This window comes from Pseudomonas sp. R4-15 (genome assembly GCF_055768815.1).
Window position 1 is genome coordinate 1,198,860 of sequence record NZ_CM147293.1, and the last position, 21,660, is coordinate 1,220,519.

Annotated in this window: 21 protein-coding genes; 7 read left to right on the plus strand and 14 right to left on the minus strand. The window is 65.4% G+C overall.

The genetic code is table 11. From position 1 onward, the window contains the following. Positions 1 to 76: 76 nt before the first annotated feature. Positions 77 to 2,011, minus strand: coding sequence for a DNA primase (gene dnaG, locus ACYRGX_RS05730; RefSeq protein WP_473055647.1), 1,935 nt, complete (start codon positions 2,009 to 2,011; stop codon positions 77 to 79). 130 nt (positions 2,012 to 2,141) lie between these two features. After that, on the minus strand, positions 2,142 to 2,357 hold the full coding sequence (rpsU, locus tag ACYRGX_RS05735) for a 30S ribosomal protein S21 (protein WP_003085057.1): 216 nt from the start codon (positions 2,355 to 2,357) through the stop codon (positions 2,142 to 2,144). A gap of 205 nt (positions 2,358 to 2,562) precedes the next feature. Here rpsU and tsaD point away from each other — a divergent pair, with 205 nt between their 5' ends. Beyond that, positions 2,563 to 3,588 (plus strand): tRNA (adenosine(37)-N6)-threonylcarbamoyltransferase complex transferase subunit TsaD, encoded by a 1,026-nt coding sequence (gene tsaD, locus ACYRGX_RS05740; RefSeq protein WP_473055648.1) that lies wholly within the window; start codon positions 2,563 to 2,565, stop codon positions 3,586 to 3,588. Between the two features lie 2 nt (positions 3,589 to 3,590). On the opposite strand, the gene plsY is transcribed toward tsaD, so the two are convergent. Then, positions 3,591 to 4,160 carry a glycerol-3-phosphate 1-O-acyltransferase PlsY gene (gene plsY / locus ACYRGX_RS05745; protein ID WP_473055649.1) on the minus strand — a complete coding sequence of 190 codons (570 nt, stop codon included), beginning with the start codon at positions 4,158 to 4,160 and terminating at the stop codon, positions 3,591 to 3,593. A 72-nt stretch (positions 4,161 to 4,232) separates the two neighbouring features. Between plsY and folB the strand changes: the two genes are divergently transcribed. Both folB and folK read left to right on the plus strand, forming a co-directional pair. Continuing rightward, on the plus strand, positions 4,233 to 4,586 hold the full coding sequence (gene folB, locus ACYRGX_RS05750; protein WP_473055650.1) for a dihydroneopterin aldolase: 354 nt from the start codon (positions 4,233 to 4,235) through the stop codon (positions 4,584 to 4,586). After that, a complete protein-coding gene (gene folK, locus ACYRGX_RS05755) occupies positions 4,577 to 5,116 on the plus strand; it encodes a 2-amino-4-hydroxy-6-hydroxymethyldihydropteridine diphosphokinase (protein ID WP_473055651.1) in 540 nt (179 codons plus the stop codon). Before folB ends, folK begins: the two co-directional genes overlap by 10 nt. Here folK and ACYRGX_RS05760 read toward each other — a convergent pair. The 10 genes from ACYRGX_RS05760 to yihA all read right to left on the minus strand — a co-directional run bounded on the left by ACYRGX_RS05760 (position 5,052) and on the right by yihA (position 15,598). Beyond that, entirely contained in the window at positions 5,052 to 6,230 is a 1,179-nt protein-coding gene (locus tag ACYRGX_RS05760; protein WP_473055652.1) for a tRNA nucleotidyltransferase/poly(A) polymerase-related protein, read from the minus strand. The two genes, folK and ACYRGX_RS05760, sit on opposite strands and share 65 nt — an antisense overlap. 69 nt (positions 6,231 to 6,299) lie before the next feature. Beyond that, complete coding sequence (locus tag ACYRGX_RS05765; RefSeq protein WP_473055653.1) at positions 6,300 to 7,847, minus strand: SpoVR family protein; 1,548 nt, start codon at positions 7,845 to 7,847, stop codon at positions 6,300 to 6,302. Beyond that, the gene (locus ACYRGX_RS05770) at positions 7,844 to 9,115 is read right to left on the minus strand and encodes a YeaH/YhbH family protein (protein WP_473055654.1); all 1,272 of its coding nucleotides are present in this window, start codon (positions 9,113 to 9,115) and stop codon (positions 7,844 to 7,846) included. The genes ACYRGX_RS05765 and ACYRGX_RS05770 overlap by 4 nt, the downstream gene beginning before the upstream one ends. Before the next feature lie 82 nt (positions 9,116 to 9,197). After that, entirely contained in the window at positions 9,198 to 11,120 is a 1,923-nt protein-coding gene (locus ACYRGX_RS05775) for a PrkA family serine protein kinase (protein WP_473055655.1), read from the minus strand. A gap of 283 nt (positions 11,121 to 11,403) precedes the next feature. Continuing rightward, positions 11,404 to 11,736 (minus strand): thiosulfate sulfurtransferase GlpE, encoded by a 333-nt coding sequence (gene glpE / locus ACYRGX_RS05780; protein ID WP_473055656.1) that lies wholly within the window; start codon positions 11,734 to 11,736, stop codon positions 11,404 to 11,406. Between the two features lie 29 nt (positions 11,737 to 11,765). Further along, entirely contained in the window at positions 11,766 to 12,584 is an 819-nt protein-coding gene (locus ACYRGX_RS05785; protein WP_473055657.1) for a symmetrical bis(5'-nucleosyl)-tetraphosphatase, read from the minus strand. Then, entirely contained in the window at positions 12,584 to 12,964 is a 381-nt protein-coding gene (gene apaG, locus ACYRGX_RS05790) for a Co2+/Mg2+ efflux protein ApaG (RefSeq protein WP_473056637.1), read from the minus strand. The genes ACYRGX_RS05785 and apaG overlap by 1 nt, the downstream gene beginning before the upstream one ends. After that, the gene (rsmA, locus tag ACYRGX_RS05795) at positions 12,964 to 13,797 is read right to left on the minus strand and encodes a 16S rRNA (adenine(1518)-N(6)/adenine(1519)-N(6))-dimethyltransferase RsmA (RefSeq protein WP_473055658.1); all 834 of its coding nucleotides are present in this window, start codon (positions 13,795 to 13,797) and stop codon (positions 12,964 to 12,966) included. Before rsmA ends, apaG begins: the two co-directional genes overlap by 1 nt. Positions 13,798 to 13,912: 115 nt before the next feature. Beyond that, positions 13,913 to 14,899 carry a 4-hydroxythreonine-4-phosphate dehydrogenase PdxA gene (pdxA, locus tag ACYRGX_RS05800; RefSeq protein WP_473055659.1) on the minus strand — a complete coding sequence of 329 codons (987 nt, stop codon included), beginning with the start codon at positions 14,897 to 14,899 and terminating at the stop codon, positions 13,913 to 13,915. Between the two features lie 66 nt (positions 14,900 to 14,965). Next, positions 14,966 to 15,598, minus strand: a complete 633-nt coding sequence (gene yihA, locus ACYRGX_RS05805; RefSeq protein ID WP_473055660.1) for a ribosome biogenesis GTP-binding protein YihA/YsxC — start codon at positions 15,596 to 15,598, stop codon at positions 14,966 to 14,968. 513 nt (positions 15,599 to 16,111) lie between these two features. Here yihA and ACYRGX_RS05810 point away from each other — a divergent pair. The 4 genes from ACYRGX_RS05810 to ACYRGX_RS05825 all read left to right on the plus strand — a co-directional run bounded on the left by ACYRGX_RS05810 (position 16,112) and on the right by ACYRGX_RS05825 (position 20,211). Beyond that, positions 16,112 to 16,744 (plus strand): c-type cytochrome, encoded by a 633-nt coding sequence (locus ACYRGX_RS05810; RefSeq protein ID WP_473055661.1) that lies wholly within the window; start codon positions 16,112 to 16,114, stop codon positions 16,742 to 16,744. A gap of 122 nt (positions 16,745 to 16,866) precedes the next feature. Next, the gene (locus ACYRGX_RS05815) at positions 16,867 to 17,496 is read left to right on the plus strand and encodes a thiol:disulfide interchange protein DsbA/DsbL (protein ID WP_473055662.1); all 630 of its coding nucleotides are present in this window, start codon (positions 16,867 to 16,869) and stop codon (positions 17,494 to 17,496) included. Positions 17,497 to 17,521: 25 nt separating this feature from the next. Further along, complete coding sequence (locus tag ACYRGX_RS05820) at positions 17,522 to 18,382, plus strand: endonuclease/exonuclease/phosphatase family protein (RefSeq protein WP_473055663.1); 861 nt, start codon at positions 17,522 to 17,524, stop codon at positions 18,380 to 18,382. Beyond that, positions 18,382 to 20,211 carry a GGDEF domain-containing protein gene (locus ACYRGX_RS05825; RefSeq protein WP_473055664.1) on the plus strand — a complete coding sequence of 610 codons (1,830 nt, stop codon included), beginning with the start codon at positions 18,382 to 18,384 and terminating at the stop codon, positions 20,209 to 20,211. Before ACYRGX_RS05820 ends, ACYRGX_RS05825 begins: the two co-directional genes overlap by 1 nt. Before the next feature lie 11 nt (positions 20,212 to 20,222). Here the strand turns inward: ACYRGX_RS05825 and ACYRGX_RS05830 are convergent, their stop codons facing one another. Then, entirely contained in the window at positions 20,223 to 21,623 is a 1,401-nt protein-coding gene (locus ACYRGX_RS05830; protein ID WP_473055665.1) for an FAD-binding domain-containing protein, read from the minus strand. Positions 21,624 to 21,660 lie beyond the last annotated feature (37 nt).

Consider the following 21,660-nt stretch of genomic DNA (forward strand, 5'->3'; position numbering starts at 1 on the left):
CGCGAAGTCTCACTTCTCGCCGATTTTTTCTTGGACGCCGGGCCTGGCCGTACGTCTCGTTCAGATTTCGCCGATGTCAGGCCGACGAAGTGTTTCGAGTCAGCAAAAGCCTTAGCTGTTCCTTCTCCTCGCTGCTCAGCTCGCTTTGCCGGGCCTTGCGCAGGAGGTGCTCGAGGTTTCTTTCCTGCTGGCGTGCTGCAAGTCTAGTAATGGTGTCGAAAAACTGCTGTTCAAGGTTATCGGCGGTGATCAGCCATTCCTTGGCGGCCAGGGCGTGCAATAACCGGCCCTGGTCTGTGCCGTGCCAGCGCGCGATCAGTTGCAGTGCGCTGAGCCGTGGGTTCTTCTGCAACGCTTCCACCAGGGCCACCAGCAGCTGGCTGTAGGTGTCGTCTTCGGCGGAGAAATGGCTGGCATCCTCGACCTGTGTCGCCAGTTCCGGACGGTGCATCAGGCTGCGCAGCGCGGTGAGGGTCGGCGACTCCACCTTGGTTGGCGTGCGGGGCGCGCGTGGCTGCTCGTCGCGTGATTTCTTCCAGTCCTTGCCCTTCCACTCCGGCTTGCCGTTCTTCTTCCAGCTATCGCGTTTCTGGGATTCGCGGGGTGCCTCGGTGTAGGCGTCGGGCACGTAGAAGGCCTGTTCGTCGCCCTCGCCGGTGTCGTAGTAGCCGTGGTTGTCCTCGCTGCTGTGGGCGACGGCGTGGCTCGCCTGGGCCGCCGCCTGCTGCAGTGCCTCGCCGGAGAGCCCGGTGAGTTGCTCCAGGTGGCGGCGCATGAGGGTGCGCAGGTTGTTGCCGGGGATCTTCTCGATCAGCGGTCCGGCGAGCATCGCCAGGTGCGCCTTGCCTTCCAGTGAGCGCGGATCGGCTTCTTCCGAGAGTTGCTGGAAGAAGTAGTCAGCCAGTGGCTGCGCCTGCTGGTTGAGGCGCGCGCGGAAGGCGTCGGAACCTTCCGCGCGTACCAGGCTGTCCGGGTCCTCGCCTTCGGGCAGGAACAGGAAGCGAACGCGGCGGCCGTCCTGCAGGTTGGGCAGGCTGGCCTCCAGGGCGCGCCAGGCGGCCTTGCGGCCTGCCTGGTCGCCATCGAAGCAGAACAGCACGTTCGGTACCAGGCGGAACAGGCGCTTGAGGTGCTCCTCGCTGGTCGAGGTGCCGAGCGTTGCCACAGCGTTACGCAAGCCTTGCTGGGCCAGGGCGATGACGTCCATGTAGCCTTCCACGACCATGATCTCGTCGAGGTCGCGATTGTGCTGGCGTGCCTCGAACAGGCCATAGAGTTCCTGGCCCTTGTGGAAGACCGGCGTTTCCGGCGAGTTCAGGTACTTGGGCTTGTCGTCGCCCAGTACCCGGCCGCCAAAGGCGATGACCCGGCCGCGGCTGTCGCGGATGGGGAACATCACGCGGTCGCGAAAGCGGTCGTAGCGTTTGCCGCTCTCGGTGTTCTCGATCAGCAGGCCGGCATCGATCATGGCCTTCTGCTGCAGTGCGTCGCCGCCCAGGTGCTTGAGCAGGTTGTCCCAGCCCGGCGGGGCGAAGCCGAGGCCGAAGTCGCGGGCGATGCTGCCGGAGAGCCCGCGGCCCTTGAGGTAGTCGACTGCCGCCTTGCGCGTGGGGTGGCTCTTGAGGGCCTGGCGGTAGTAGTCCGAGGCGCTGGCGAGCAGCGGGTAGAGCGGCGAGTCCACCGGTTGGCGCGGTCGACTGCGGTTGCCTTCCTCGCGAGGCACCTCCATCCCGGCGCGCTTGGCGAGGTCCTCGACCGCCTGGGGGAAGTCCAGGTGGTCGTGATCCATCACGAAGCCGAGCGCGTTGCCACCGGCGCCACAACCGAAGCAGTAGTAGAACTGCTTGTCCGGGCTGACGGTGAAGGAGGGAGTCTTCTCCTTGTGGAACGGGCAGCATGCCGAGTAGTTCTTGCCGGTCTTCTTCAGCTGCACGCGCGAACCCACCACATCGACGATGTCGGTGCGGTTGAGCAGGTCGTCGATGAAGCTTTGTGGAATCAGGCCGGCCATGAGCTTTCCGGTAGGCAGAAACGACGAAAACTCCGTTCCATCACCCGGTCGGTGAGGCGGAGTCTGCGGGCTTCATACGTACGCCCGGCCGGAGCCGGGCGGTACGGGCGTCAGCGGTGCGTGCTGTAACTCAGTACAGACGCTCGCGGCGGCGCTGTTCGCGCTGCACTTTCTTGGCGTGACGCTTAACGGCGGCAGCGGCTTTGCGCTTGCGCTCGGCGGTGGGCTTTTCGTAGAACTCACGCGAACGCACTTCGGCGAGAACGCCGGCTTTTTCACAGGAGCGCTTGAAACGACGCAGGGCTACGTCGAAGGGTTCGTTTTCTTTGACTTTGACGGCGGGCATCCAGGTCGTACCTTCAGATTATCCGTTGGTGGAACGTACTCCTGGCAAACGGCTCTTGGAGGACGTAGGTTTTCAAGGGTTGCGGATACTACCGCCTCGTAAGGCGGCCTGTAAAGCCTGGCGGTGAAAACCGCTGGCCTGTGCAAGGGCGCGACATTATCATGCGCGGCTTGCAAACTGAAATGGCTCAAGGTGCCCGAAACCCATGCTCGTGCTGGGGCTGGAAACCTCCTGCGACGAAACCGGCGTCGCTCTTTACGACAGCGAACACGGCCTGCTGGCCGATGCGCTGTTCAGCCAGATCGACCTACACCGCGCCTACGGCGGTGTGGTGCCCGAGCTGGCCTCCCGTGACCACGTCAAACGTACCCTGCCGCTGATCCGCCAGGTGCTGGCCGAGGCTGGCTGCGGCGCGCCGGACATCGATGCGGTGGCGTATACCGCGGGTCCCGGCCTGGTCGGTGCGTTGCTGGTTGGCGCGTCCTGCGCACAGGCGCTGGCCTTCGGCTGGGGCGTGCCGGCGGTCGGCGTGCATCATATGGAAGGCCACCTGCTGGCGCCGATGCTCGAAGAGCGTCCGCCGCGCTTCCCGTTCGTCGCCTTGCTGGTCTCCGGTGGCCATACGCAGTTGGTGCGGGTCGATGGCATCGGCCACTACAAGCTGCTCGGCGAATCCCTGGACGATGCCGCTGGCGAAGCGTTCGACAAGACCGCCAAGCTACTCGGCCTGGGTTATCCGGGCGGTCCGGAGATCGCCCGGATGGCCGAGCGGGGCACGCCGGGGCGCTTCACGTTCCCGCGTCCGATGACCGATCGGCCGGGGCTGGACTTCAGCTTCAGCGGACTCAAGACCTTTACCCTGACCACCTGGCAGCGCTGCGTTGCGTCCGGCGACGACAGCGAGCAGACCCGTTGCGACATCGCGCTGGCGTTCGAGCAGGCGGTGGTGGAGACTCTCGTCATCAAATGCCGCCGCGCGCTCAAGCAGGAGCACCTGCGCAGCCTAGTGATCGCTGGCGGCGTGAGCGCCAACCGCTCCCTGCGTGCCGCACTGGAGAAGGCTGTGGCGGAGATTCGGGGCGAGGTGTTCTACGCACGTCCGCGCTTCTGTACCGATAACGGGGCGATGATCGCCTACGCCGGTTGCCAGCGCTTGCTGGCCGGCCAGCGCGATGGCCCGGCGATCAGCGTGCAAGCGCGCTGGCCGATGGAGCAGCTGGCGGGCCTCTGATGTCAGAAGTGACGTTCGCGTCCGGCGAACAGGTCGCCCAGGTTGCGGCGGTGTCGCCAGACCACCAGCAGGGCCAGCAGCGTCACCGGCAGCAGCGCGGCCGGCAGCTTCCAGGCCAGCAGCGGCAAGGTCAGCGGCATCGCCACCAACGCGGCCAGGGAGCTGGTGCGACTGAGATAGAAGGTCAGCAGCCAGGTGCCGAGAAACAGCAGCGAAGCCGGGGCATACAGGCCGAGGAGGCATCCGGCGGCAGTAGCGACGCCCTTGCCGCCCTGGAAGCGAAAGTAGATCGGGTACAGATGGCCGATCACCGCCGCCATGCCGATCCATGCCTGGTCGCGGCTGTCGAGCTCCAGGTGGCGCGCCAGCAGCACCGGCAGGTAGCCTTTGAGCAGGTCGCCGATCAACGTCAGGGCGGCGAGCTGACGCCCGGCCACGCGCAGCATGTTGGTGGCGCCGGGGTTGCCCGAGCCACTGGCGCGCGGGTCCGGCCCACCTGCCAGGCGACTGAGCAGGATGGCGAAGGACAGCGAACCGAGCAGATAGGCCAGCAGTGCCAGCAACCAGGGCATGGGAACCATCCGGGGCAGAGTCGCCCCGATTCTAGCGGGCCGTTGCGGCCTTGTCGTCTCGCGGAGAGCGAAGTGGACAAAGTGTTTATCGAGGGGCTCGAAGTCGACACCCTGATCGGGGCCTACGACTGGGAGCGGGGCATTCGCCAATGCCTGCGCCTGGACCTGTGTTGCGCCTGGGACAATCGCGCACCGGCGGCGCAGGACGAGCTGGCCAAGGCACTGGACTATGCCACCGTCAGTGCGCGCATCCAGGCCTTCGCCGAGCAGGCCCGTTTCGAATTGGTGGAAACCTTCGCCGAGCGCCTGGCGCAGTGCCTGATGAGCGAGTTCGGCATCCCCGGCCTGCGCCTCAAGGTGACCAAGCCCGGCGCGGTGCCTGCCGCACGGGGCGTCGGCGTGGAGATCGAACGCGGATGTCTCTGACCCCCGTGCTGCTCGGCCTGGGCAGCAATATCGAACGCCAGGCGAACCTCTGCGCCGGGCTCGACGCCCTTTCCGAGATGCTTCAGGACATGCGCTGCTCGCCGGTGTTCGAGAGCCTGCCGGTGGGCATTCGCAGCGGCCCCTTCTTCAACCTGGCGGTGAGCGGACTGACCGAGCTGCCGCTGGACGTGCTGAGCCGCCGGCTCAAGTGCATCGAGGCCGACAATGGCCGCTACGCACCCGAGCGCAAGGGGTTGCCGCTGGACATCGATATCCTGCTCTACGCCGATCGGGTGGGTGACTTCGACGGCCTGGTGCTGCCGCGTGCGGAAATTCTGCGCAATGCCTTCGTGCTCTGGCCGCTATCGCTGCTGGCGCCCGAGACCCTGCACCCCGGCGTCGGCGAGCGCTTCGCGACGCTATGGCAGCGGGCGCAGATCGAGCAGCAGCTGTGGCCGGTGGCCTTCAGTTGGCGCGACCGCTCGCTGACGCCTGCGGATCTGCTGGCAGCGCATCCCGCACCGCACTGAGTGCCTCGAGGCGCGCCTCTTCGAGTGCTCGGCCGAGCTCGGCGCCCTTGAATCCGCGCGCGACCAGCGACGCGGCCTGGACGCCGCGTACGGCCTGTGCCGCGCCCTCCAGGAAGCCCGCCGCCTGTGCGTCGAACCCCGGAAGCAGCCGCGCGGCGGCGATGAACTGCTCCAGGCGTTGTGGTCGGCGATAGACGTCGAAGCGCTGCAGCATCAGGTACAGGCGTTCGAGCGATAGACGTTGCGGTTGGCGTGCCTCGGGTAGCCACTCGCCGAGTAGGGTGGCGAGCTCCTGGCAATCGCGAGGGACCTTGAAGCGCATTCCGAGTCGGGCGATGGCATCCAGCCACGGCTTGCCGTCGACGGTGTGCGGCGGTACCAGCGGGCCGAGCAGTACGCCCCAGCGCACCGCCAGGGGTTGCCCCTCGTCGGCGGCGCGGCGCAACGGCTGCAAGGCATCGGCGGCCTCGACCAGCGCGGTTTCGATCTCGGGCATCAGTTCATGCAGTGCCCCGCAGGCCTGCAGCACCTCGATGAACACCTCCGGGCGCGGCTCCAGCAGCGCGCGGGAGATTTCCTTCCAGGCGCGCTCGGCGGTCAAGGCCTGCAGCTCGCCGGATTCGGCCAACTGGCGCATCAGCGCCAGCGTCTCCTCGGCGACGCGAAAGCCCAACGGGGCATAACGCGCGGCAAAACGGGCCACGCGCAGTACCCGGAGCGGGTCTTCGGCGAAGGCGGGGGAGACGTGGCGCAGTACCCGATCGGCGAGGTCGCGCTGGCCGCCATAGGGATCGACCAGCCTGCCCTGGTCGTCCTCGGCCATGGCATTCACGGTCAGGTCGCGGCGCTGCAGGTCTTCCTCCAGGGTGACCTCGGGGCTGGCGTGAAAGGTGAAGCCGCCATAGCCACGTCCGCTCTTGCGCTCGGTGCGCGCGAGGGCGTATTCCTCGCCGCTTTGCGGGTGCAGGAACACCGGAAAGTCCGCGCCCACCGGGCGAAAACCCTGGGCCAGCAAATCTTCCGCACGGGCGCCGACCACTACGTAATCGACTTCCGTCACTTCTCGGCCGAGCAGCCTGTCGCGTACCGCCCCGCCCACTTGGTAGATCTGCATGCTTCACCTCCAGCGGGAGATGAAAACAGGCCTGCGCGGCGGCGGCAAGTGCGCCGCCGCCGGGGCGGTTCAGATCGGCGGGATCGCCAGGTCCAGGCGTCCGTAACCCTCACTCGCCGGCTCGCTGCGCGGCGGCATGTGCTGGGTGGAAACGACCTGCTCGCCGTCCACGGTCTCCAGGTGAACGTCGAAGCCCCACAGGCGGTGAAGGTGCTTGAGCACATCGCCGGTCGACTCGCCCAGCGGCTTGCGGTCGTGCTGGGTGTGGCGCAGGGTCAACGAGCGATCGCCACGGCGATCAACACTCCAGATCTGTACGTTGGGCTCGCGGTTGCCGAGGTTGTACTGGGCCGCGAGCAGTTCTCGGATGACCCGGTAGCCGCTCTCGTCGTGGATCGCCGGGACTTCCAGTTCGTCGCGGCGGTCGTCGTCGAGGATGCTGAACAGCTTGAGGTCGCGGATCACCTTGGGCGACAGGTACTGCAGGATGAAGCTTTCGTCCTTGAAACTCTTCATGGCGAACTGCAGGGTCGCCAGCCAGTCGCCGCCCGCGATGTCCGGGAACCAGCGGCGATCCTCCTCGGTGGGTGCCTCGCAGATGCGCCGGATGTCACGGAACATGGCGAAGCCCAGGGTGTAGGGGTTGATGCCGCTGTAGTAAGGGCTGTCGAATCCGGGTTGGAAGATCACCGCCGAGTGCGACTGGAGAAACTCGAACATGAAGCCGTCGGTGACCAGGCCCTCATCGTAGAGGTCATTGAGCAGGGTGTAGTGCCAGAAGGTCGCCCAGCCCTCGTTCATCACCTGGGTCTGCCGCTGGGGATAGAAGTACTGGGCGATCTTGCGCACGATGCGCACGATCTCGCGCTGCCAGGGTTCGAGCAGCGGTGCGTGTTTCTCGATGAAGTAGAGGATGTTTTCCTGCGGCTCGGCGGGGAAGCGCTTGTTGTCCGGTTCGCCGCCGCGCTCGCCGTTGCGCGGAATGGTGCGCCAGAGGTCGTTGATCTGCCGCTGCAGGTGCTCCTCGCGTTCTGCCTGGCGGCGGCGTTCCTCCTCGGCGGAAATCGGGTAGGGGCGCTTGTAGCGATCCACGCCGTAGTTCATCAGCGCGTGGCAGGAATCGAGCAGGTCCTCCACCGCGTCGATGCCGTGGCGTTCTTCGCACTTGGCGATGTACTGCTTGGCGAACACCAGGTAGTCGATGATCGAACTGGCGTCGGTCCAGGTGCGGAACAGGTAGTTACCCTTGAAGAAGCTGTTGTGACCGTAGCAGGCGTGGGCGATCACCAGCGCCTGCATGCACATGGTGTTTTCTTCCATGAGATAGGCGATGCAGGGATCGGAGTTGATCACGATCTCGTAGGCCAGGCCCATTTGTCCGCGCTTGTAGCCTTTCTCGGTGGAAAGGAAATGCTTGCCGTAGGACCAGTGGTGATAGCCGATGGGCATGCCGACGGACGCGTAGGCATCCATCATCTGCTCGGCGGTGATCACCTCGATCTGGTTGGGATAGGTGTCCAGCGCATAGCGTTGGGCGATGCGTGCGATTTCCTTGTCGTAGGCCTGGACCAGCTCGAAGGTCCATTCCGAGCCGGTGGAGAGGGGCGTGCGCTTCATGTGACGAGTCTCCGTTGGAACAGCTCACGGAATACCGGATAGATATCCCCGGCCGAGACCAGCTGTTGTTGGGCGAAGCTCTCCTCGAAGGCTTCGCGCACCGCCTCGTATTCGTACCAGAGGGCCTGGTGCTCGCGCGGGGTGATCTCCACGTAGGTGAAGTACTGGACGAACGGCATGATCTGGTTGATCAGGATGTCGCGGCAGACCGGCGAGTCGTCGTTCCAGTTGTCGCCGTCGGAGGCCTGTGCGCCATAGATGTTCCACTCGTTGATCGGGTAGCGCTCGGCCATGATCTCCTGCATCAGCTTCAGCGCGCTGGAGACGATGGTGCCGCCGGTCTCCCGGGAATAGAAGAACTCTTCCTCGTCCACCTCTTTGGCGCTGGTGTGGTGGCGGATGAACACCACTTCGATCTTGTCGTAGCTGCGCTTGAGGAACAGGTAGAGGAGGATGAAGAAGCGCTTGGCGATGTCCTTGGTGGCCTGGGTCATCGAGCCAGAGACGTCCATCAGGCAGAACATCACGGCCTTCGAGCTGGGCTTGGGATGCTTGACCAGCAGGTTGTACTTGACGTCGAAGGTGTCGAGGAATGGCACCTTGTCGATGCGTGCGCGCAGCAGCGCGATCTGCTCCTCCAGTTCGCGGATATCGCTGAGATTGTCGGGTTCTTCGAGGCGCAGGCGTTCGAGTTCGGCCTTGGCCTCGCGCAGCTTGCTGCGGCTGCTGCCGGACAGCGCAATGCGTCGCGCGTGGGCCGAGCGCAGGGTCCGCACGATGTTGATACGCGACGGGTTGCCTTCGTTGGAGATCCCGGCGCGCACGGTCTTGAAGGTGTCCGCGCCCGTCAGGTGGCGCTTGACCAGGTTCGGTAGCTCCAGGTCCTCGAACATGAATTCGAGGAATTCGTCCTGGGTGATCTGGAAGACGAACTCGTCCATGCCTTCGCCGGAATTGCTCGCCTTGCCCTGCCCGGAGCCGCCACCGCCGCCCTGGGGACGCGGGATGCGGTCGCCGGCGGCGAATTCCTTGTTGCCGGGATGCACGATGGTCTGCCGCCCGCCGCGACCGTGGTGGAGGATGGGTTCGTCGATATCACGGCCGGGGATGCTGATCTGTTCGCCATGCTCCATGTCGGTGATGGAGCGGCGGCCCACCGCCTCTTCCACCGCCTTCTTGATATGACCACGGTATCGCTGCAGAAAACGCTGTCGGTTGACCGTGCTTTTGTTCTTGCCGTTCAGACGCCGATCGATCACATAGCTCATACAGGCCCTCCGGGCTGAGCGCGAAGCCCGGGGCGCTCGCGCAGGCGGTGCCTGGCGTGCGGCTCCGGGCTCCTGGCCGCGATTACTGCGATTTGCGGACCCTCAGATACCATTCCGAAAGCAGTCGCACCTGCTTCTCGGTGTAGCCGCGCTCGACCATGCGCGTGACGAAGTCGGTGTGCTTCTGTTGATCCTCCTTGCTCGCCTTGGCGTTGAAGCTGATGACCGGCAGCAGGTCCTCGGTGTTGGAGAACATTTTCTTCTCGATCACCGCGCGCAGCTTCTCGTAGGACAGCCAGCTGGGATTCTTGCCGTTGTTGTTGGCGCGGGCGCGCAGCACGAAGTTGACGATTTCGTTGCGGAAGTCCTTCGGATTGCTGATGCCTGCGGGTTTCTCGATCTTCTCCAGTTCCTCGTTGAGCGCGGCGCGATTGAGGATCTCGCCGGTTTCCGGATCGCGGTATTCCTGGTCCTGAATCCAGAAGTCCGCGTAGAGCACGTAGCGGTCGAAGATGTTCTGTCCGTACTCGCTGTAGCTCTCGAGGTAGGCGGTCTGGATTTCCTTGCCGATGAATTCGACGTAGCGCGGCGCCAGGTATTCCTTGAGGAAGCGCAGGTAGCGCTCGCGCACCTCGGCGGGAAATTGCTCCTGCTCGATCTGCTGTTCGAGCACGTAGAGCAGGTGCACCGGGTTGGCGGCGATCTCGTGGGGATCGAAGTTGAAGACCTTGGAGAGGATCTTGAAGGCAAAGCGCGTCGACAGGCCGTTCATGCCTTCATCGACCCCGGCGGTGTCGTGGTACTCCTGGATCGACTTGGCCTTGGGATCGGTGTCCTTGAGGTTCTCGCCGTCGTAGACGCGCATCTTCGAGTAGATGTTGGAGTTCTCCGGTTCCTTCAGGCGCGAGAGGATGGAGAACTGCGCGAGCATCTTCAGCGTGTCCGGGGCGCAGTGCGCGGCGGCCAGCGAGCTGTTGGTGAGCAGTTTGCCGTAGATGTTGATCTCGTCGGAGACGCGCAGGCAGTAGGGCACCTTGACGATGTAGATGCGGTCGATGAACGCCTCGTTGTTCTTGTTGTTGCGGAAGGTGTGCCATTCCGACTCGTTGGAGTGGGCGAGGATGATGCCGCTGTAGGGGATCGCGCCCAGACCTTCGGTGCTGTTGTAGTTGCCCTCCTGAGTGGCGGTGAGCAACGGGTGCAGCACCTTGATCGGTGCCTTGAACATCTCGACGAATTCCATCAGGCCCTGGTTGGCCCGGCACAGCGCGCCCGAGTAACTGTAGGCGTCCGCGTCGTTCTGCGGAAATTCCTCCAGCTTGCGGATGTCGACCTTGCCGACCAGTGCGGAGATGTCCTGGTTGTTCTCGTCGCCCGGTTCGGTCTTGGCCACCGCGATCTGGTTGAGGATCGACGGGTAGAGCTTGACCACGCGGAACTGGCTGATGTCGCCGCCGAATTCCTGCAGGCGCTTGGTCGCCCAGGGGGACATGATCGAGTTCAGGTAGCGTCGTGGGATGCCATAGTCCTCCTCGAGGATCTGCGCGTCCTCCGCCGGGTTGAACAGCCCCAGGGGGGACTCGAACACCGGCGAGCCCTTGATGGCGTAGAAGGGCACCTTTTCGATCAGTTGCTTGAGCTTCTCGGCCAGCGACGACTTGCCGCCGCCCACCGGCCCCAGCAGGTAGAGGATCTGTTTCTTCTCCTCCAGGCCCTGCGCGGCGTGACGGAAGTAGGAGACGATCTGCTCGATCGCATCCTCCATGCCGTGGAAGTCGGCGAAGGCGGGATAGCGGCGGATGACCTTGTTGGAGAAGATCCGCGACATGCGCGAATCGTTGGCGGTATCCACCAGCTCCGGTTCGCCGATCGCCATCAGCATCCGCTCGGCGGCGCTGGCGTAGGTACTCGGGTCCTGCTTGCACAGGTCCAGGTATTCCTGGAGCGAGTACTCCTCCTGGCGGGTCGCCTCGAAGCGTTGCTGGAAGTGGCTGAAAATGCTCATTGCGTCACCTCGCTCGATAGAATCGGCGCCGGTGCGAATACGCGTCTCGCGGGCACTGGAATACGACCGACGTTAAGCGGTCGGAGCAGCTCGACCCCAGAACCCAAGAAATGAACTCGCCCCGGAAGCCGGTGGACCGGCTTTCCACATCTTGGATGGCCTGCCTTCAAGGATAGTTCGGATTGGCGGTATGCAAGCCGCAGCTTGTCAGACTCTGGCGATTGCAGAGCGGGAGCGGGGCTTCAGGCCAGGCGTGGCGGGGCGTGGACGGCAGATATTTTTTTCAGCTCGGCTCGCCGGACTCGACGTATGTCGGAAAGCTGGCGCGCCAGAGCTCGAAGCCGCCGTCGAGACTGTAGACCTCGGAAAAGCCCTGGCCGACCAGGTAGGCCGCGGCGCTCTGGCTGGAGTGGCCGTGGTAGCAGGCGACGATCAGCGGCGCGTCCAGGTCGGCTGCGGCGATGAATTCGGCGAGGTTGTGGTTGCCCAGGTGCTGGGCGCCCTGGATGTGCGCGGCGCCATAGCTGTCCGGGTCGCGAATGTCGACGACCTGGGCGCCTTGCTCGCGCAGCGCCTGGGCCTGTTGCGGGGAAATGCAGGTGAAGGTGTCGGCCATGTGCGGGCTCCTTGGGGCGTGGCAGGCGGCTAGTCGTCGGCGCAATCGCAGTACAGGCGTTCGCCGCTGTCGATGTTCATCAGGGTCATGCGTTCGCCCCACACGCAGCCGGTGTCCAAGGCATATACGCCGGGCTCTTCGCAGCGTCCCTGCAGCGCGGCCCAGTGGCCGAACACGATGCGCTGCTCGCGGCTTTTGCGCTGGGCGAAGCTGAACCAGGGGGCGAAGCCGGGCGGAGCGCTGCCGGCGCCTTCCTTGGCTTGCAGTTCCAGGGTGCCGTCGGCGCGGCAGAAGCGCATCCGGGTGAAGTAGTTGGTGATCAGTCGCAGGCGTGCAATGCCACGCAGGCGGCTGTTCCAGCGTGAGGGTTCGTTGCCGTACATGCCTTCGAGGAACAACGGCAGGCGGGCATCGTCGCGCAAGACCTCCTCAACTTCGGCGGCGCGCTTGAGGGCCTTCTTGATGGTCCACTGCGGCGGGATGCCGGCGTGTACCAGCGCCATGTTGCGCTCGGCATCGTAGTGCAGCAGCTTCTGTTGGCGCAGCCAGTCGAGCAGTTCGTCGCGGTCTGGCGCATCGAGGATCTCGCGTAGGGTGTCGCCCTTCTTCAGCCGCTCGACGTTATGCGCCACCGCCAGCAGGTGCAGGTCGTGGTTACCCAGCACGCAGGTCAGCGAGTGACGCATGCGATACAGGAAGCGCAGGGTTTCCAGCGACTGAGGGCCGCGATTGACCAGGTCGCCGACCAGCCACAGGCGGTCGCGCTGGGGGTCGAAAGCGACGCGTTCGAGCAGGCACTGCAAAGGCTTCAGGCAGCCCTGCAGGTCGCCTGCCGCATAGGTCGCCATCAGTGCAGGGCCCCGGGCATCGCCAGGCGGAACGGCGGGATAGCCGCATCGAAACGGGTGCCGTCGTCGGCCAGCATGCCGTAGCTGCCGTGCATGTTGCCCACGGCGGTGGCCAGCAGGGTGCCGCTGCTGTAGGTGTGGCTGGCGCCGGGCGCCAGATGCGGCTGCTCGCCGATCACGCCGCTACCGCGCACTTCCTGTACCTCGCCGTTGCCGTCGGTGATGATCCAGTGGCGATTGAGCAGCTTGGCACCACAGCTGCCGTTGTTCACCAGGGTCACGGTGTAGGCAAAGGCGTAGCGATCCTGCTCGGGCTGCGACTGATCCTCCAGGTAGCGGCTGACGACCTGGACGTCGATCTGGTGGGCTGGCTGCGTCATCATTCCTGTCCTCCCTGTCGTTGGGCCACTGGCGTTTCCAGACGTTCGCTCAGGCGGTCGGCCAGGCGTACGAATGCGGCCAGGTCGAGCTGTTCCGGACGTTGGCTGCCATCCACCCCGGCGGCGGCGATGTCTTCGGCATCGAGCAGCTGGCGCAGGGTGTTACGCAGGGTCTTGCGGCGCTGGTTGAAGGCTTCACGTACGACGCGCTCGAGCAGGAGCGGGTCGCGTGCCGGGTGCGGCAGCGTTTCGTGGGGCACCAGGCGCACGATGGCCGAGTCGACCTTCGGCGGTGGGTTGAACGCGCCGGGCCCCACGTCGAACAGGTGCTCCACGCGGCAGTGGTACTGCACCATGATCGACAGGCGTCCCCAGTCGCCGCCGCCGGGGCCGGCGGCCAGGCGCTGTACCACTTCCTTTTGCAGCATGAAGTGCATGTCGCGGATCTGTCCGGCGTGCTCGAGCAGGTGGAAGATCAGCGGCGTGGAGATGTTGTACGGCAGGTTGCCGACCACCCTCAGTCCATGCGGCGCGGCGCCCAGGCTGGCGAAGTCGAACTTCAGCGCGTCGCCCTGGTGCAGGCGGAAGTTGGCTTTGAGGCCGAACTGCTGCTGCAGCAGGGGGACCAGGTCCTTGTCCAGTTCGATGACGTCCAGGCGGGCGCCACTGTCCACCAGCGAGGCGGTGATGGCGCCTTGCCCGGGGCCGATTTCGAGCAGGTGCTCGTCAGGCTTGGGGTGAATCGCACGGATGATGCGGTGGATCACACCGGCATCGTGCAGGAAATTCTGGCCGAAGCGCTTGCGTGCGCGATGGACGTAGGGTTGCGACATGGGGCAGCTCCAGGCTTCAAGCTGCAAGCGTCAGGCAAGAGCAGAAGGCACGGCGGTCAAAAGTCGCACAGTGTAACAGAGCCGAGCCCCCGTCAGGCCAGCGCGGGCCGCGGTTTCAGCGCCCCGCGACCATCTGGTAGGCGGTTTCCAGGGCGACCTGCAGGCTGCCGGTATCGACCTTGCCGCTGCCGGCCAGATCCAGTGCCGTGCCGTGGTCCACGGAGGTGCGCACGATCGGCAGGCCGAGGGTGACGTTGACGGCGGCGCCGAAGCCTTTGTACTTGAGCACCGGCAGGCCCTGGTCGTGGTACATCGCCAGGACCGCATCGCAATGCTCGAGATGCTTGGGCGTGAACAGCGTATCCGCCGGCAGCGGCCCGCGCAGGTCCAGTCCTTCCTCGCGCAGGCGCTGCAGGGTGGGCTCGATGATCTCGATTTCCTCGTGACCGAGGTGGCCCCCTTCGCCGGCGTGAGGGTTGAGTCCGCAGACCAGGATGCGCGGGGCATCGATACCGAACTTGTGCACCAGGTCGTGGTGCAGGATGCGCGCGACACGCTCCAGCCGCGCCTCGGTAAGGGCGTCGGCGACTTCGCGCAGCGGCAGGTGAGTGGTCACCAACGCGACGCGCAGGCCGTGCGTGGCGAGCATCATGACCACCTGCTCGGTACCGGTGAGGTCGGCGAGGAACTCGGTATGTCCGGAGAAGGGCATGCCGCCTTCGTTGATCACGCCCTTGTGCACCGGCGCGGTAATCATCCCGGCGAAGACGCCGTCAAGGCAGCCCTGGGCGGCGCGGGTCAACGTCTGCAGGACGTAGGTGGCATTCGCCGGGTCGAGCGCGCCAGCGCTCACCGGAGCACGCAGGGGTGTGTCCCAGACATAAAGCTGGCCCCCTTTGGCGGGTGCCGAAGGCCAGGTGCCCGGTCCCACCGGGAGCAGCGTGATGTCCAGGCCGAGGAGGGCGGCGCGCTCGGCGAGCAGTTCTCGGCTGGCGACCATCACCAGGGGATGCGCGTGGCGCTGCCGGGCGAGCAGCAGGCACAGGTCTGGACCGATACCGGCCGGTTCACCGGGGGTGACGGCGAACAGCTGAGGCTTCATGACGTTCTCCATGGGGACCTTCTATGGGCTTGGACGCGCACGAGGTGGGCGTTGCTGTGCAGCGTCTCAGGACGCGGGCTCCTCGTCGAGCAGGCCGAGCCAGCCCGCGAGCACCTGCTGTGCCTCATCGACACCCTGTCGGCGCGGCGCGGAGAACAGTTGCACGCTGGCTTGCGGCCATTGCTGTCGCAGGGTTTTCTGCACCTTGAGCAGCTCGGTCTTCTGCGCCCCGAAGGCCAGCTTGTCGGCCTTGGTCAGTAGCACGTGCAGCGGAACACCGGAGACCTGCGACCAGTCGAGCATCAGCCGGTCGAACTCGGTCAGCGGATGACGGATGTCCATCATCAGCACCAGCCCGGCGAGGCTTTCGCGGGAGCTCAGATAGGCCTCGAGATGCTGCTGCCAGTGCTGTTTCAGCGGGATCGGCACCTTGGCATAGCCGTAGCCCGGCAGGTCGACCAGGCGACGTTCGTCGTCGAGGCGGAAGAAGTTCAGCAACTGGGTGCGGCCCGGCGTCTTCGAGGTACGCGCCAGGTTGGCGTGGGTGAGGGTGTTCAGCGCGCTGGACTTGCCGGCGTTGGAGCGCCCGGCAAAGGCGATCTCGAGGCCCTCGTCGGCCGGGCATTGAGTCACCTTGGCGGCGCTGATGAGGAAGCTCGCCTGCTGGCAGAGCGGCACGATGGGGTTCTTCAGAGGCATTCAATATCCGAGGTGCGACCTGGTGTCGCAATGGGCGGTTTCGGTTCCGTTTCAGCGTTGCCAGTATATAATGCCGCAGATTTTGTGTGCGCTTTGCCGTGCGTCGAGGCCATCATTCGTGGGTTCTCCGCGATGCACTGTCCTTGTGGCGCCGACGAGTTCGAGCGAGATGAGCAGAAACGCCTCCTGGCAAGGGTTGTTCGGTGGATGGGCCCGCCCCATGCCGCCGCCGGCCAGGAGTGTGGAGACCCTGTACAGCCAAACCTGTGCGGCCTGACACGAAGGGCAACTGCCAACGGCGCCCCTACGAGGCGATACCGAGGCCTGGAAGCCCCGATTGGACAAGGGCATGGAGAGGACTGGTGGCGAGTGTCACCAACGGCTTAGGGGCGATGCCGCCGCGTGGTTAGTGCATGGAGTGCAGCGTCGAGGGTTACCAGAGCATCGTCCTCTGGATGAGCGAGTGACCCCGGCCACCCAAACTTTCACCTTTAGCCGTAGTTGGATTAGCTGATGAACAAAATTCTCGTGAGTCTGCTGTTGACCCTGGGTGTCGCCGGTGCGGCGCAGGCCGCTGGCGATCCCGCCGCAGGCCAGGCAAAGTCTGCCGTATGCGGTGCCTGCCACTCGCCGGACGGCAACAGTGTCGCCCCCAACTTTCCGAAGCTGGCCGGCCAGGGCGAGCGTTACCTGCTCAAGCAGATGCACGACATCAAGGCCGGCAACGCCGCTCCTGCCGATCCCACGGTAGGCCGCAAGGTGGTCGAGATGACCGGTATGCTCGACGGCCTGAGCGATCAGGACATGGCCGACATCGCCGCCTACTTCTCCAGTCAGAGCATGAGCGTCGGCGCGGCCGACCCGGCGCTGGTCGCCCGGGGTGAGGCGCTTTACCGTGGCGGCAAGCTCGAAGAGGGCATGCCCGCCTGCACCGGTTGCCACTCGCCTAGCGGCGTGGGTAACGCGCCGGCCGCCTTCCCGCATCTGGGCGGTCAGCACGCGCAGTACATCACCAAGCAGTTGACGGACTTCCGCGAAGGCGTGCGCGTCAACGACGGCGACAACATGATCATGCGCGGTATCGCTGCCAAGCTCAGCAACAAGGACATCGAAGCGCTGGCCAGCTACATCCAAGGCTTGCACTGAGAACTCCGCGCGTCGGAATATGGGGCGGCCTCGGGCCGCCCTTTTTGTTTTCCGGCGCGTACAATGATGAGCCCCCAGGGGGCTCGCCTTCCGGGGTCCCCTTCTGATTCAAGGAGTCCCGCATGCGACAAATGATTCTCGGCGCCGCCTTTGCCCTGTTCGGCCTGGTCAGTTTGCCGGCGATGGCCGCAGACATCGAGGCTGGCAAGCAGTACGTCGAGCTGAGCAACCCGGTGCCTACCTCCGAGCCCGGCAAGATCGAAGTCGTCGAACTGTTCTGGTACGGCTGTCCGCACTGCTACCAGTTCGAGCCGACCATCAATCCCTGGATCGAGAAGCTGCCTGAAGACGTGCACTTCGTGCGCATCCCGGCAATGTTCGGTGGCGTCTGGAACGTCCATGGCCAGTTGTTCATCACGCTGGAGACCATGGGTGTTGAGCACAAGGTCCACAGCGCGGTCTTCGATGCCATCCACAAGCAGGGCAAGAAACTCGCCACGCCTGAGGAAATGGCTGACTTCCTCGCCGATCAGGGCGTGGATCGCGATGCGTTCCTCAAGACCTTCAACTCCTTCGGCGTTAAGAGCCAGATGGAAAAAGACAAGAAGCTGGCGATGGCCTACCAGATCAGTGGCGTTCCGACGATGGTGGTCAACGGCAAATACCGCTTCGACATCGGTTCCGCCGGTGGCCCGGAGCAGACGCTGAAGGTCGCCGACTTCCTGATCCAGAAGGAACGTGCCGCGCAGTGAGCGCAAAGGGGGCTCGATGCCAGGCATGCCACGCAGGACGCGCAGGGTGGCCGCTCCCCGCAGCCCCCGGCTCAATGAGGCTTGCAGCAACAGTGGGCTGCCCGGCGACGGGCGCTTGCGTCTGCTCAGCTTCAATATTCAGGTCGGCATCGGCACGCGCCACTACGGCCACTATCTGACGCGCAGCTGGCAGCACCTGCTGCCCAGCGCGGCACGCGCCCTCAATCTGCAGCGCATTGGTGCGCTGCTGAGCGAGTACGACCTGGTTGCCTTGCAGGAGGCCGATGGCGGCAGCTGGCGCTCGGGGTATGTCAACCAGGTCGAGCACCTGGCACGCCTGGGTGATTTCCCCTACTGGTACCAACAGCTCAACCGTGACCTGGGCCCCTTCGCCCAGCACAGCAACGGGTTGCTCAGCCGGCTTGCGCCGCAGCTTCTCGAAGATCACCCCTTGCCAGGCCCGCGAGGGCGCGGCGCCATCCTCCTGCGCTTCGGCGAGGGCGAGGATGCGCTGGTGGTGGCGATGATGCATCTGGCGCTGGGCGCGCGAACCCGCACGCGGCAACTCGCCTACCTGCGCGAGCGGCTGGAGGGCTTCCGCCATTTGGTGCTGATGGGCGACATGAACGCGCCGGCCAGCGCCCTGCTGCAGGGATCGCCGCTACGTGACCTGGGGCTGCTGGCGCCGCAGGTGGAGGCGACCTTTCCCAGTTGGCGTCCGCAGCGCTGTCTGGATCACATCCTGCTCAGCCCGAGCCTGACCCTGGAGCGGGTGCGGATATTGGCCGAGCCCATCTCCGATCATTTACCGGTTGCTGTGGATATCCGCTTGCCGAGTGCGCTCGGCGGTGACTCCGCGCCCGCCTTGCCGATGGCGGTAGTTTGATGAAGGACGAAGGCCCGTGGAAGGATCGTTATCTCCAGGCGCTGCAGCGTCTGGAGCGTCGAGAGAGCCTGTGGAGCGAGCGGGTGGATCTGCTGCGGCGGGGACTGGTGCGCACCAGTTTGGCCGCCGAAGGTATGGATCGGGATGTCGACGAGTGCATGCGCGAGTTGCGCAAGGCACTGCGTAGTGATGATTACGACGGACCGTTGGACCGGCTCATTCCGCGGCTCGAAGATGTGCTGCTGGCGTCCGAGAACCAGCGTCAGACCGGGCGCGAACAGCTCATCGGGGCTCTTCGCCGATTGATCGAGCAGGTGCTGGCGATGTCGCCGCCCGCGGATGCACGTAAGGCCTTGCGGCGCCTGCTGAATAGCCTCGACAAGCGCGTCGATGCCGGAGAGCTGCCGAGCCTGTTGAATGAGCTGGCCGGCGTGCAGGGCTCGCTGGCCCAGGCGCAGGGCGAGTCGAGTGAGAATCGAGGTGGCCTGCTGAGCCGCCTGTTCGGTGCTCGTGGGGGGGAGAGCGCCGGGGCGCCTGAGCCTGAGCCAGCGTTGAAGTCGGAGTCGCTGGCACCCGCCGAGACGGAACTACCGGTCACACCTCCCGAGCCGACGCCGGCCTCACCGCCCGAGATGCCTGCGAGCGGTGCCCAGGAGGTCGTCGCCCCCCTGGAGGTGCTCACCGTACAGCCGGCGAGTCGCGAGCCGTCCAATGTCTCCGCTGCGCCGGAGGAGTCGAGCGAAGGCGAGACGGTGTTCGAACTGCCGCCCTCGCCGGAGCCCGCCTATAGCGTGATTGCCGAGCGTATCGCCGAGGTGCTGCTCGGTGTCCTCGAGGCCCTAGCGCTACCGGAGAGCTTCCACGACCAAGCCGCGGCGCTTGGCGCACGTATTCGGGAAGGACTGAACTGGTACGAACTGGTGCCGGCCCTGGAAAACCTGGCGGTGCTGGTGCTGGCCGTCAAGGGCGATCGAGAGCGTGATTTTCAGACTTACCTTGAGTCCCTCGATCGTCGGCTGGCGTTGCTCCAGGAAACCCTCGGCGGCGCTCGGGACGGACACCAGCAGGGTGCCGAGGCCTCCCGCGAGCTCGATCGGCAGGTGCGCGAGCAGGTCAGTGGCCTGCGTCGCAGCGTCACCGACGCGAGTGACCTGGGCGGTCTTAAGCGTGTCGTGGAATCGCGCATGGATACCCTGCTCGGCAGCCTCGACGCCTATCAGCAGCAGCGTGAATCGCACGAGCGTGAGGTCGATGCGCGCCTGCAATCGCTGGTCGAGCGGGTGCAGGAGATGGAGCGCGAGGCGGAGGGCAGCCGCGTCCATCTCGAGGAACAGCGTCGTCAGGCGCTGCTCGACCCGCTGACCGGCATTGGCAACCGGGCCGCCTGGAACGAGCGCCTGGAACTGGAGATGGCGCGTCATCGGCGCTCTGGCGGTGACTTGCTGCTGGCGGTGCTCGATCTGGACCGCTTCAAGCAGATCAACGATGGCTTCGGTCATCTCGCCGGCGACAAGGTGCTCAAGATCGTGGCGGGGGAAATGGCCCGGCGCCTGCGCCAGACGGACTTCATCGCGCGCTTCGGTGGGGAGGAGTTCGTGCTACTGCTGCCTGATACGGCGCTGCCGGCGGGGCAGGGGCTGCTGGTGGAGCTGCTCGCCAACATCGAGGCCTGCCCATTCCACTTCCGGGGCCAGCGGGTGACCGTGACCCTGTCCGCGGGCGTGACGGCGGTCAGCAGCGGCGAGACCGCGGAAGAAGCCTTCGAGCGCGCCGACGGCGCCCTCTACCAAGCCAAGCATAAGGGGCGTAACCGCGTCTGCCTGGGCTGATCCTGGCAGGCTCAACTGGCGGCGCGGGTCTCCCGGTCGGGGGAGGGCGGAGGCTCGCTGTTGGGCAACTTTCCTTCGAGGCGCGGGTAGCCCAGCGCCGTGAACTGCTCCTCCGGCAGCAGGAAGGGCGTATGCCGCAGGGCGCTGGGCAACAGGCGGAGCTCCGGTACCCAGAGCCCGACGTAGCTGGCCTGCGCGTCGTACTGGCGAGCCTGTTGCAACGCATCCTGCGGGGTCTGTTGGGCGATCATGGCCCAGTTGCCCCAGTTGCTCGCCGGATCGTGGTCGATCTGATGTTCCCGGAACCAGCTGGCGCCCAGGCGCCAGTCCTGCTGCAGGTCATGCACGAGGTAGCTGGCCACCAGATGGCGGGCGCGATGGCTGAGGAAGCCGGTCGCGGACAGCTCGCGCATGGCGGCGTCCACCACGGGCATACCCGTGAGGCCGCGACTCCATGCGCTGAAGCGTGAATCCATCGCAGGGGCCACGGCCGGTGTATTCACGCCGAGTTGCGGAAGGAACAGGCGCAGGTACTCCCGGCGTAATAGGCCCCGCCAGAACTCGCGGGTAGCGAGGTTCGCGCCGAATTGCGCCTCGTGCCGGCGCAGCTCCGCCGCCACCCGGCGCGGAGAGAGGCAGCCAAGCGACAACCAGGGCGATAGCCGCGAGCAGCTTTCGTTGCAGGCCAGGCCGGGCTCGCCCTGATCGTAGCGTCGTACATCGAGGCTGACCCATAGATAATCGCGCAGCCGCGCCCGTGCCGCGGGTTCGCCGCCGGCGAAGGGAAAGCCATTATCGGCGACCGCCTGAGGCTCGCCGAAGCCCAACTGCGACAGCGTTGGGATCGGCAGACACAGCTCCGGCGCGCCCTCGGGCAGGGGCGCCAGTCGCTCCGCGGCAGGCAGCGGCTGGAACACCGGCTGCAGGGCATCGATACGCTCGACGAAGGCGTCGAAGCTTAAGGGGACGTCGTCATCCGCGAAGCTCGCCTGATGAGACGCCAGCAGACGGTCCTCCGGATAGCGGCGCAGGCGTCCGACTCCGCGCTGTGCCAGGGCCTCACCGAGCCGCGAGAGTTCCGCGCGGCCGTCAGGGTCGGCCTCGTCGAGGGTCAGGACCTCGTCGATCCTGAGGTGCTCGACCAGTGTCGCGATGGCTTCGTGTGGATGTCCCGCCACGACCATCAGTCGCGAGCCTGCGGCACGTAACTGCGCATCGAGGGCGGCCAGACTCTCCAGCAGAAAGCGTGCACGATGCACGCCGAGAGGGCGGGTGCCGGACGGGCCTGCCACCAGCCATTCCGGATCGAGCACGAAGACCGGCAGCAAACGGTCGGCACTGAGCGCGGCTCGCAGGGCTGGATGATCGTCCAGACGCAGGTCGCGTTTGAACCACAACAGGGCGCGGTACATGGAGGCCTCGACGGAGTGGACGAAGGAGTCGACTTGT

Bases quoted from the DNA above. Each gene is read 5' to 3' on its own strand.
- ACYRGX_RS05775 (WP_473055655.1), bottom strand. From the start codon at position 11,120: ATGAGCATTTTCAGCCACTTCCAGCAACGCTTCGAGGCGACCCGCCAG.
- ACYRGX_RS05825 (WP_473055664.1), top strand. From the start codon at position 18,382: ATGAAGGACGAAGGCCCGTGGAAGGATCGTTATCTCCAGGCGCTGCAG.
- ACYRGX_RS05810 (WP_473055661.1), top strand. From the start codon at position 16,112: ATGAACAAAATTCTCGTGAGTCTGCTGTTGACCCTGGGTGTCGCCGGT.
- yihA (WP_473055660.1), bottom strand. From the start codon at position 15,598: ATGCCTCTGAAGAACCCCATCGTGCCGCTCTGCCAGCAGGCGAGCTTC.
- folK (WP_473055651.1), top strand. From the start codon at position 4,577: ATGTCTCTGACCCCCGTGCTGCTCGGCCTGGGCAGCAATATCGAACGC.
- plsY (WP_473055649.1), bottom strand. From the start codon at position 4,160: ATGCCCTGGTTGCTGGCACTGCTGGCCTATCTGCTCGGTTCGCTGTCC.
- dnaG (WP_473055647.1), bottom strand. From the start codon at position 2,011: ATGGCCGGCCTGATTCCACAAAGCTTCATCGACGACCTGCTCAACCGC.
- ACYRGX_RS05760 (WP_473055652.1), bottom strand. From the start codon at position 6,230: ATGCAGATCTACCAAGTGGGCGGGGCGGTACGCGACAGGCTGCTCGGC.
- ACYRGX_RS05815 (WP_473055662.1), top strand. From the start codon at position 16,867: ATGCGACAAATGATTCTCGGCGCCGCCTTTGCCCTGTTCGGCCTGGTC.
- ACYRGX_RS05830 (WP_473055665.1), bottom strand. From the start codon at position 21,623: ATGTACCGCGCCCTGTTGTGGTTCAAACGCGACCTGCGTCTGGACGAT.
- tsaD (WP_473055648.1), top strand. From the start codon at position 2,563: ATGCTCGTGCTGGGGCTGGAAACCTCCTGCGACGAAACCGGCGTCGCT.
- ACYRGX_RS05785 (WP_473055657.1), bottom strand. From the start codon at position 12,584: ATGGCGACCTATGCGGCAGGCGACCTGCAGGGCTGCCTGAAGCCTTTG.
- glpE (WP_473055656.1), bottom strand. From the start codon at position 11,736: ATGGCCGACACCTTCACCTGCATTTCCCCGCAACAGGCCCAGGCGCTG.
- apaG (WP_473056637.1), bottom strand. From the start codon at position 12,964: ATGACGCAGCCAGCCCACCAGATCGACGTCCAGGTCGTCAGCCGCTAC.
- ACYRGX_RS05820 (WP_473055663.1), top strand. From the start codon at position 17,522: ATGCCACGCAGGACGCGCAGGGTGGCCGCTCCCCGCAGCCCCCGGCTC.
- rpsU (WP_003085057.1), bottom strand. From the start codon at position 2,357: ATGCCCGCCGTCAAAGTCAAAGAAAACGAACCCTTCGACGTAGCCCTG.
- ACYRGX_RS05765 (WP_473055653.1), bottom strand. From the start codon at position 7,847: ATGAAGCGCACGCCCCTCTCCACCGGCTCGGAATGGACCTTCGAGCTG.
- rsmA (WP_473055658.1), bottom strand. From the start codon at position 13,797: ATGTCGCAACCCTACGTCCATCGCGCACGCAAGCGCTTCGGCCAGAAT.
- pdxA (WP_473055659.1), bottom strand. From the start codon at position 14,899: ATGAAGCCTCAGCTGTTCGCCGTCACCCCCGGTGAACCGGCCGGTATC.
- ACYRGX_RS05770 (WP_473055654.1), bottom strand. From the start codon at position 9,115: ATGAGCTATGTGATCGATCGGCGTCTGAACGGCAAGAACAAAAGCACG.